Below are 8157 nucleotides of genomic sequence, written 5' to 3' on the forward strand. Positions count from 1 at the left end.
GCCGGCCGCCTCTGGGCCACCGCCATGCGCAAAAAAGGCCGCCACATCCCCACCGAACTCGCCCACATCGCCGACGGCATCCAGGACTCCGGCACCACCCGCCAGGAAGCCGCCACCCTCCTGGCAGCCCACTCCTGACCTCACAATCGTTGACTGGCCAGAAGCCGGACGCCGGAAGATTCCGGCGTCCGGCTTCCGGGTTTAAGTCACGTAGAATTGATGCACTATGGCGAAATCCCCTGACTCCAGCAACTCCACACCGGCGGGCTCAAGCGCGGTGAAGCGCGGCCTGTTTACGCGCAAACCGAAGGAAGCAAAGGCCAAGAAGCCCAACAGGCTCAAGCAGATCGGCGAGGTCTTCACCATGACCCGCCGCCACGATCCCATGGTTCCGTGGCTGATGCTGCTGGTGTTCCTCGGCGTTGTGGCCGTGAGCTTCCTGGTGGGTTTCTGGCTGGATAACTGGATTACCGGCCTGATTATCGGCATTCCGCTGGGTCTGCTGGCGGCCACATACATCTTGTCCCGCCGGGCCGAACGGGCTGCGTTCGCCCAGATTGAAAACCAGCCGGGCGCCTCCGGGGCCGCCCTGGGCACCCTCCGCCGTGGCTGGATCACCGAAGAACAGCCTGTGGCCGTCAACCCGCGCACCCAGGATGCCGTGTTCCGCGCCGTCGGCCGCCCCGGCGTCGTCCTTGTCAGCGAAGGCCCCACCCACCGGGTGAAGCCGCTGCTCGATGCCGAGCGCAAGCGCCTTGCCCGCATCCTGCCCAACGTTCCTGTCCACACCATCCAGACCGGCCGGGGCGAAGGCCAGGTGCCGCTGAGCCAAGTGGCCAAGCAGATGGGCAAGATGAAGAACGAACTGACCAAACTTGAAGTCAGCACGGTATCCAAGCGCATCGCGTCCATGGGCACCAGGCTCCCCATTCCCAAGGGCATCGACCCCTACAAAGCCCGTCCCAACCGCGGACGCTAGCTGGTGGAACGCCCTGGTGCCGGCACTGTCGGCGCCGGGGCGTTTTTTCTTTTGCCCGAACGGCTGCCCCTTTCCAACACCTGCGACCCGTACATCAACTGACGACAGGACATGACCATGCCCCTCAGGACAACCGTGATCCGCGCCTTCCGCATCCTCGCCGTGGCCGAGGCCTGCAGTTGGGCCGCGCTCCTGGCCGGCATGTACTTCAAGTGGATTGCCGGCACCACGGAGGTCGGCGTCCAGGTGGCAGGGCCTGTCCACGGTGCCCTGTTCATCGGCTACGGGGTTGCCGCGCTGATGCTCTGGCGTGTGCAGCGCTGGCCGTTCCGGGTGGCCGTGCTGGCCGGTGTCTCCGCGGTCTTCCCCTTCGCCACCCTCCTGTTCGAGCGCTGGGCCGGGCGCCGCGGATACCTCAGCGCAGCTGCCGCTGCGGAGGCCGCCCTTGTCCTTGAGCCCAGCCGCGCCTAGCGGAACAGGACGCTGCCGTGGAACCAGTTGAGCAGGAGCTGAAGGCCGGGCCACCGCATAAGGCAGCTCCTCCGGCCAGCCGTGTCCAGGGCGGTAAAAGGCTGGTGGCCCTGCTCTCCCTGCTCGGCGCAACGCTGTTCTGGGCCGGCAACTATGTTGTGGGGGCGTGGGCCGTCCAAAGCATCGACCCCCTAAGCCTGGTCTTCCTGCGGTGGGCCATCGCGCTGGTGCCGCTGCTGGTGATTGCCCAGCTGGTGGAGCGTCCGTGCTGGCGGTCGGTGGTGGCAGCGTGGCCGTGGCTGCTCGCACTCAGTGTGTGCGGGCTGCTTGGTTACAACCTCCTCCTGTACTTCGCCCTGGAACACACCGATGCGTTCAACGCATCACTGATCAATGCCTTCAATCCCGCGCTGATCACTCTGGCGGCCGCGCTCTTCCTGCGGGAGCGGCTGACGCCAATGGCGGTGGCCGGCGTCGTAACGGCCCTGGCGGGCGTCCTCATCGTCATCGGCGGAGGGGATGTTGGCAGGCTGGCGACTGCGGGATTCGGCACCGGAGAGGTGCTGATGATGGGGGCCGTGGTTGTCTGGACGGCCTATACCGTCATCGGCCGCCTGGCACCGGAGATCCCGCCGATCACGGCCACAGCTGTCCAGGCGGCAGTGACCGTAGCCTTGCTGGCCCCGATGCGTTTCGCCACAGGCGGCCCGGCCCTGCCTGCAACCGGAGATGCGCTGGGGTCGTTGCTCTTTATCGCCATTTTTCCGTCGGTGCTGTCCTACGTGCTGTGGAACCGCGCCCTGACGGTCCTGCCCGCCGGCGGTGCAGGCGTCTTCCTCAACCTGATCGCTGTCTTCACCGCAGCCCTGACCATCCTCGCCGGGCAGGTCCACACGGCCGCGCAACTGCTGGGCGGCGTCGTCGTGATCGGCGGTGTGATTGTCACGAATGCGCCGGCCTTCCGCCGTCGACGCCCTGCCAGGGAACTGCCTGGGGCATAGGCCCTTCCGGGATCGTGGAGAGCGGTTGAGGGGCCTTACCGCCGGATGAGGAGCGTGTTCATGGCCTTGTCGTGAAGACCGCGCTGGTCCGGATCGAAAATCACTGCGGGCACCACCAGGCAGAGCAGCACAGCCCTGACCAGGCCCGCCAGTGGACCCGGAGTTCCGCCGCCGGGCTTCACCACGGCAATGCCCATGATCCGGTGGCCGATGCTGTATCCAAGGGTTCCCACCAGCAGGGTCTGTTCAACGGCGAAGACGGCCAGCGTGGCCCAGGAGTCGCCGCCAAAGGCGAAGTTGCTGATCAGCAGGGCGATGCCCCAGTCGATGCAGATGGCTGCGATCCGCCTGCCGGCCCGGGCAACTGACCCGGGTCCTGACTCAGGCAGGCCAAGGCGCTCCCCCGGATACTTCGAGACACCGGAGGTGTCCGGTCCGCTGAGCCAGGAGCCAATGTCTTTGCGATCTACCACCGTCCAAGTTTACCGATCCCACGGCAGCGTCGCGCCCACACTGTGGATGGGGCTCGACCACAGTGTGGACTGAAGATAGCGTGGTCATAGCAGGGCATTCTGTAACCTGCCCGAAACAATGTGGACACGGACGGGAAATGCCGGATCCATAGTCTGTTAGCAGTTTCAAGCAATCCCCCGGCAGGTACCGCAGCAGGGAAGACCGTGCGTTCTCCCTGCTTTTGGATTGCGCTGGATCACCTGGCTGCGTGCCAGATATTTACATATGCGTTAGGAGCATAGATGTTCAAGACTGCGGACGAAGTCCTCAAGTTCATCAAGGACGAAGATGTAAAGTTCGTCGATATCCGCTTCACCGATCTTCCGGGCGTCCAGCAGCACTTCAACGTCCCCGCCAAGAGCGTTGACGCTGATTTCTTCGTCAACGGCCAGCTCTTCGATGGTTCCTCCATCCGCGGCTTCCAGGGCATCGCCGAATCCGACATGCAGCTGATCCCGGACGTCACCACCGCGTTCCTGGACACCTTCCGCATGGAGAAGACCCTCGCGCTGAACTTCTCGATCGTCAACCCCCGCACCGGTGACCCGTACCACCGCGATCCCCGCGGCGTGGCCGAGAAGGCCGAAGCCTACCTGGCGTCCACCGGCATCGCCGACACCGCGTTCTTCGCTCCCGAGGCTGAGTTCTTCGTGTTCGACAACGTCCAGTACCAGTCCTCCCCGCAGGGCAGCTTCTACAAGATCGATTCCGAGGAAGCCCACTGGAACACCGGCCGTGAAGAAGAGGGCGGCAACCTGGGCTACAAGACCCCCGTCAAGGGCGGCTACTTCCCGGTCTCGCCCACCGACAAGCAGGCTGACCTGCGCGACGCCATGTGTGTTGCCCTGGACGAGGCCGGCCTTGAGGTCGAGCGCAGCCACCACGAGGTTGGATCCGCCGGCCAGGCCGAGATCAACTACAAGTTCACCACCCTGACCCACGCTGCCGATGACCTGCAGAAGTTCAAGTACGTCATCAAGAACACCGCTGACGCCTGGGGCAAGTCCGTGACCTTCATGCCGAAGCCGGTCTTCGGTGACAATGGCTCCGGCATGCACTGCCACCAGTCGCTGTGGAACGGTAGCGAGCCGCTGTTCTACGACGAGAAGGGCTACGCCGGCCTCTCTGACACTGCCCGCTGGTACATCGGAGGCCTGCTCAAGCACGCTTCCGCCGTCCTTGCCTTCACCAACCCGACGGTGAACTCCTACCGCCGCCTGGTCAAGGGCTTCGAAGCACCGGTCAACATGGTCTACTCGCAGGGCAACCGCTCCGCCGGTATCCGTATCCCCATTACGGGCACCAACCCCAAGGCCAAGCGCATCGAATTCCGCGCACCGGACCCGTCCTCCAACCCGTACCTGGCGTTCGCTGCCCAGCTGATGGCCGGCATCGACGGCATCCGCAACCGCATCGAGCCGCCGGCTCCGATCGACAAGGACCTCTACGAGCTCCCCGCAGAAGAAGCCAAGGACATCCCCAAGGCTCCGGGCACCCTTGAGGAAGCCCTGGAAGCCCTGGCCGAGGACAACGAGTTCCTGCAGGCCGGCGGCGTCTTCACCCAGGACCTGATTGACACCTGGATCGAGTACAAGTACGAGAACGAGATCCGCCCGCTGTCGCTGCGCCCGAACCCGTACGAGTTCGAGCTCTACTACGGCGTCTAGCGTATTTACTGGGCTAAACGGGGTTTAGTCCGCAGAGAGTCCGCACGAGCTGCCAGCACTTCCGCGACGGCAGCGCGTGCGGACTCTTCTTTGTCGGGCCACATGTGCCCGTAAACGTCCAGGGTCGTCTTGGCTGAAGCGTGCCGCAGCGACTTCTGGACCACCTTCACGTCGAGTCCCTTGGATATCAGCAGGGACGCGAAGTAATGCCTCAGGTCATGGAACCGGAACCCTTCCGGCAGGCCCTTGACCGTGGCCCGTGCTTCCCGGAAATAATGCTCCAGCCGGTGGGGCGACATGCCCCGGCCCCACTCGTTGGTTACGAGCGTGGCAGTCCCCCACTTCGTGGGATTCGCTGACAGCTCCAGGCAAAGATCCTGGGGTATCGGTATCGAGTTTTTCGATTCCTCGGTCTTCAGCTCTACGCCCGGGTACTGGATGGCCGGCGTAATGATTCCCCGCATGAAGTCCACGTCGGACACCCGCAACGCAACGGCCTCAGCGACCCGCAGACCGGCGAAAGCGGCCAGCAGGACCGCTGGCCTCGCCCCGGCCGGCATCGCCTCATATAGGCCCCACACCTGGTCAGTCGTTGCTACATACGGCCGTTGCCGTCCAGCCTTGGGGGAAGTCCTCCTGCTGAGGGGTGATTTCGCCAGCATCCCATCGTGGACGGCGTCAGCGAAGAGCTGCCCGAGTCGGGAGTGCAGGGCGTAGACCGTGGAATCAGCCAGTCCCTCAGCGCTGAGTTTCGCCGTCCAGGCCTTGATTTCGGATGGCCGAATGCTTTTCAATGTTCGGTCCCCGAATGTGGCGTTGATTCGCTTCAGGTGCGTCCGTGCCTGCCTGACGGTTGAGGGCCTGTTGCTCTCGTAACCCCTGATCCAGACTTCCGACCACTCCCGCAGGGTGGTCTGTGCCGTTTTCGGATCGACGTAGTCACCACGGACTACGGAGGCGGTGACCTCGTTCAGCCACTGCTGGGCATCGATCTTCCGGGAGAAATGCCGTGCATGTTCCTTGCCCGTCTCGTCACGGTACCTGGCCCGCCAAGAGCCGGTATCACGCTTCGTAATCGACATCTTGCGTCACCGCGTCTTTCCCACTACTTAACGGGTCGTCCCTAAAATAGTCCTCTTGCGAGGAGTTCACTCTATTGCCGGCCGCAGCGTCCTTCATTGCCCGGAGCAGAGATGCCCGTCGAGAATCCAGGTCTGCGTAGAGGGCCAAGTGTGACTCAAACATTTTCAGGAACTGCTCGCGCATCTCGGCTTGTTGCCCGTCGATCATAGACAGCTCTTCTGTCATATATTTCATGCTGTAAGGCATGCCCTCGCTGGACGGGAGCCAGAACACGGCCCCCGGGGGAAGTCCGAAAACCCAACTGAGGGCGTACATCTCGGCGACGCGGAGCGGGCGCTTGCCCTTCTCCATCTTTGCCACTGTCGTTTGGTGCATATCAATGCCCATTCCGGCCAGCTTTTCCGAAACGTCCTGCTGGGACCAGCCGCGTTCCTCACGCAGCCGCCTGAACTTGTCGCACATGGCGGCTTCCAATCCCAGCAGGCTCTCGCGCATGCTCTCCCGGTGCTCCGAAAGCTCCCTCTGCAGGTTGGCTTGAAGGGCCACGAGCAGCTCTTCGTCAGTCGCTGGTTTGCGTTGGGACTCATGCGGAAACTCCATGCCACCGACCCTACGCGCCACGCGAATAGATTTCAAGCGTCAAAGGTTGCCAATCGCCCACAGTAGGTGACATTATTGATTATGCGCTTGAAATGTAAGCGTGTGGCGCAAGTCAGCTCCAAGGAAGAAGCAAGAGAATGGACCTTCTAACACTGGACGAGGTAGCGGAACTTCTCCGCAAGAGTCCCGCGCAGATCCGCTGGATGAGGCACAACGGCACCGGCCCCAGGGCAGCAAAGATTGGCGGCCGTGTGATGTTCCGGCGCACCGATGTTCTGGACTGGGTCAACGCACAGTTTGCAGCGGCTGGCTAAAGAGATGCACATCGAGGGCGTGACGGCAAAAGAAAAGCCCCTGTTGGGGGTCAGGGGCTTTTCCAAGGTTTGGGGGAACCTCGGAACTGATTCTACCGCTGACGTGCCCCCGGTACGGTCGAGCAACAAGCGCCAGCCTTGTGGTAGCGCGCTCTCCAATTCACGTAGCGTCTCGGCCAAGCTCGGCCCAGTACGCCAGGACAAGCAGGTGGAGTGATGACTTGGCTGAAGAAGGGCGAAGAATTCGACTTGGAGTGCGCGAGCGCCGAACTGTCAGATGCCGCCTACCGTACCCACTCCGAGGGCCTGTCCTACGCCATGTCCCGTGAGAATGACGGCGTGTTTCTGGAGCGGGAAGTGAAACGCTTCGCGGAATCCGGACGTGCGGCGGAAGCCGTCCAGGAGCTAATCGATGCAGGTTTCTGGACCAAGCTGTCCGGTGGCCGGCTGAAGATTGTCCACCACATAAACGAGCAACTGTCAGCCGCCTATCTGGCTGACAAGCGCAAGACCAACGCAGCCCGCCAGCAGCGGAAGCGGGAGACGGACAACCTGATTGCGCAGGGCTACACGAGGGCCGAGGCCGAGGCGGTTGTGAAGGGCCGCGCTTCCAGTGAGGTATCAGCCAAGGAGGCAGTCACGGCACCAGTCACGCGTGACGTAACAAGCGAGGCAACGCGTGACCCTGAACAGAGCAGAGCAGAGCTGAACAGAGCAGAGCAGAGCGGAAAAGAAGCCTTTAACAACACAAGTACCTCTGACTTAAGCGCTGACTCGCAAATTCAAGGTGACCTCACGCAAACGGTGAATGACGCGTGGGACCTGAACTTTGGTTCGTGTGAGCATGAGCCGGTTGTGAACGGTGGTCCTGGGTGCATGCAGCATGATGGCTCGCCGGCTGGTGACTGTAAGGGCTGCCAGCGGGCGGCCGAACGAGAAAAGGGACTGGTGGCGTCGTGACTGTTAAAAGTCCATGCCTTTTAACAATCCGACCGCCCAAACAAACCCCGGCCCCAAAATCACGGAAAGCAACAAAAATGACACCGGCCCCGCAAAACAACATGCCCCCCGAACAGATGCGGGGGTGGCTGCTGGAGATCATGCGCGATACCCACGCCCTGATGACCACGGCCCTGCAAGGACGCGACACACGCACCACCATGCTGGAGTTCACCGCAGCACAGCCAGAGTCACGAGGCGCAGAGCACGTGGCAAGGATCGTGGCCGACCTCGCAACCGTGGCAGAACAACAACTCATCAGCCGATGCAACGTCAACAAGACAGAAGCAGTCCAAGCCCACCAACGAGCAGGAATCCAAATCGAAGCACTGGAACCACGGATGCGGCTAACCACCCGCCCAGCACACGGGGACATCCCAAGGGACAAGCCATGACCCTCGGGGGGACTGTCCGATAAACGGTGTGTGGGGTCCGGCGGTTTTCATTAGTGGAAGGTTCTTTCGAACCGGCCAGCGAAGGTGATCGCGAACGCGTTGAGCGCAGGCTTCCACCTCATCACCCAGCGTGCC

At 62.6% G+C, this 8157-nt stretch carries 10 protein-coding genes and 1 pseudogene; 8 read left to right on the forward strand and 3 right to left on the reverse strand.

The window, feature by feature from the left end; genetic code table 11:
* From IEW19_RS22850 to IEW19_RS22865, 4 genes and pseudogenes are all read left to right on the forward strand, one after another.
* Positions 1-138, forward strand: a pseudogene (locus IEW19_RS22850) (lipoyl synthase); the annotation flags it as partial.
* Between the two features lie 88 nt (positions 139-226).
* A complete protein-coding gene (locus tag IEW19_RS22855; RefSeq protein WP_188573838.1) occupies positions 227-979 on the forward strand; it encodes a DUF4191 domain-containing protein in 753 nt (250 codons plus the stop codon).
* 117 nt (positions 980-1096) lie between these two features.
* On the forward strand, positions 1097-1450 hold the full coding sequence (locus IEW19_RS22860) for a DUF3817 domain-containing protein (protein WP_188573839.1): 354 nt from the start codon (positions 1097-1099) through the stop codon (positions 1448-1450).
* Positions 1451-1467: 17 nt separating this feature from the next.
* The gene (locus IEW19_RS22865; protein WP_229748728.1) at positions 1468-2451 is read left to right on the forward strand and encodes a DMT family transporter; all 984 of its coding nucleotides are present in this window, start codon (positions 1468-1470) and stop codon (positions 2449-2451) included.
* Positions 2452-2486: 35 nt separating this feature from the next.
* On the opposite strand, the gene IEW19_RS22870 is transcribed toward IEW19_RS22865, so the two are convergent.
* Positions 2487-2924, reverse strand: a complete 438-nt coding sequence (locus tag IEW19_RS22870; protein WP_188573840.1) for an RDD family protein — start codon at positions 2922-2924, stop codon at positions 2487-2489.
* Positions 2925-3206: 282 nt separating this feature from the next.
* Here IEW19_RS22870 and glnA point away from each other — a divergent pair, with 282 nt between their 5' ends.
* Positions 3207-4631 (forward strand): type I glutamate--ammonia ligase, encoded by a 1425-nt coding sequence (gene glnA / locus IEW19_RS22875; protein ID WP_188573841.1) that lies wholly within the window; start codon positions 3207-3209, stop codon positions 4629-4631.
* Between the two features lie 5 nt (positions 4632-4636).
* Here the strand turns inward: glnA and IEW19_RS22880 are convergent, their stop codons facing one another.
* Complete coding sequence (locus IEW19_RS22880; protein ID WP_188573842.1) at positions 4637-5713, reverse strand: tyrosine-type recombinase/integrase; 1077 nt, start codon at positions 5711-5713, stop codon at positions 4637-4639.
* The gene (locus IEW19_RS22885; RefSeq protein ID WP_188573843.1) at positions 5694-6314 is read right to left on the reverse strand and encodes a helix-turn-helix transcriptional regulator; all 621 of its coding nucleotides are present in this window, start codon (positions 6312-6314) and stop codon (positions 5694-5696) included. The genes IEW19_RS22880 and IEW19_RS22885 overlap by 20 nt, the downstream gene beginning before the upstream one ends.
* Before the next feature lie 137 nt (positions 6315-6451).
* Here IEW19_RS22885 and IEW19_RS22890 point away from each other — a divergent pair, with 137 nt between their 5' ends.
* The 3 genes from IEW19_RS22890 to IEW19_RS22900 all read left to right on the forward strand — a co-directional run bounded on the left by IEW19_RS22890 (position 6452) and on the right by IEW19_RS22900 (position 8022).
* Complete coding sequence (locus tag IEW19_RS22890; protein WP_188573844.1) at positions 6452-6628, forward strand: helix-turn-helix transcriptional regulator; 177 nt, start codon at positions 6452-6454, stop codon at positions 6626-6628.
* 216 nt (positions 6629-6844) lie between these two features.
* Entirely contained in the window at positions 6845-7588 is a 744-nt protein-coding gene (locus IEW19_RS22895; RefSeq protein WP_188573845.1) for a hypothetical protein, read from the forward strand.
* Positions 7589-7689: 101 nt separating this feature from the next.
* Entirely contained in the window at positions 7690-8022 is a 333-nt protein-coding gene (locus IEW19_RS22900) for a hypothetical protein (RefSeq protein ID WP_188573846.1), read from the forward strand.
* Positions 8023-8157: the final 135 nt, after the last annotated feature.

The organism is Arthrobacter liuii (assembly GCF_014639275.1).
Lineage (GTDB): Bacteria > Actinomycetota > Actinomycetes > Actinomycetales > Micrococcaceae > Arthrobacter > Arthrobacter liuii.

Bases quoted from the DNA above. Each gene is read 5' to 3' on its own strand.
- IEW19_RS22885 (WP_188573843.1), bottom strand. From the start codon at position 6,314: ATGGAGTTTCCGCATGAGTCCCAACGCAAACCAGCGACTGACGAAGAG.
- IEW19_RS22895 (WP_188573845.1), top strand. From the start codon at position 6,845: ATGACTTGGCTGAAGAAGGGCGAAGAATTCGACTTGGAGTGCGCGAGC.
- IEW19_RS22900 (WP_188573846.1), top strand. From the start codon at position 7,690: ATGCCCCCCGAACAGATGCGGGGGTGGCTGCTGGAGATCATGCGCGAT.
- IEW19_RS22855 (WP_188573838.1), top strand. From the start codon at position 227: ATGGCGAAATCCCCTGACTCCAGCAACTCCACACCGGCGGGCTCAAGC.
- IEW19_RS22890 (WP_188573844.1), top strand. From the start codon at position 6,452: ATGGACCTTCTAACACTGGACGAGGTAGCGGAACTTCTCCGCAAGAGT.
- glnA (WP_188573841.1), top strand. From the start codon at position 3,207: ATGTTCAAGACTGCGGACGAAGTCCTCAAGTTCATCAAGGACGAAGAT.
- IEW19_RS22860 (WP_188573839.1), top strand. From the start codon at position 1,097: ATGCCCCTCAGGACAACCGTGATCCGCGCCTTCCGCATCCTCGCCGTG.
- IEW19_RS22880 (WP_188573842.1), bottom strand. From the start codon at position 5,713: ATGTCGATTACGAAGCGTGATACCGGCTCTTGGCGGGCCAGGTACCGT.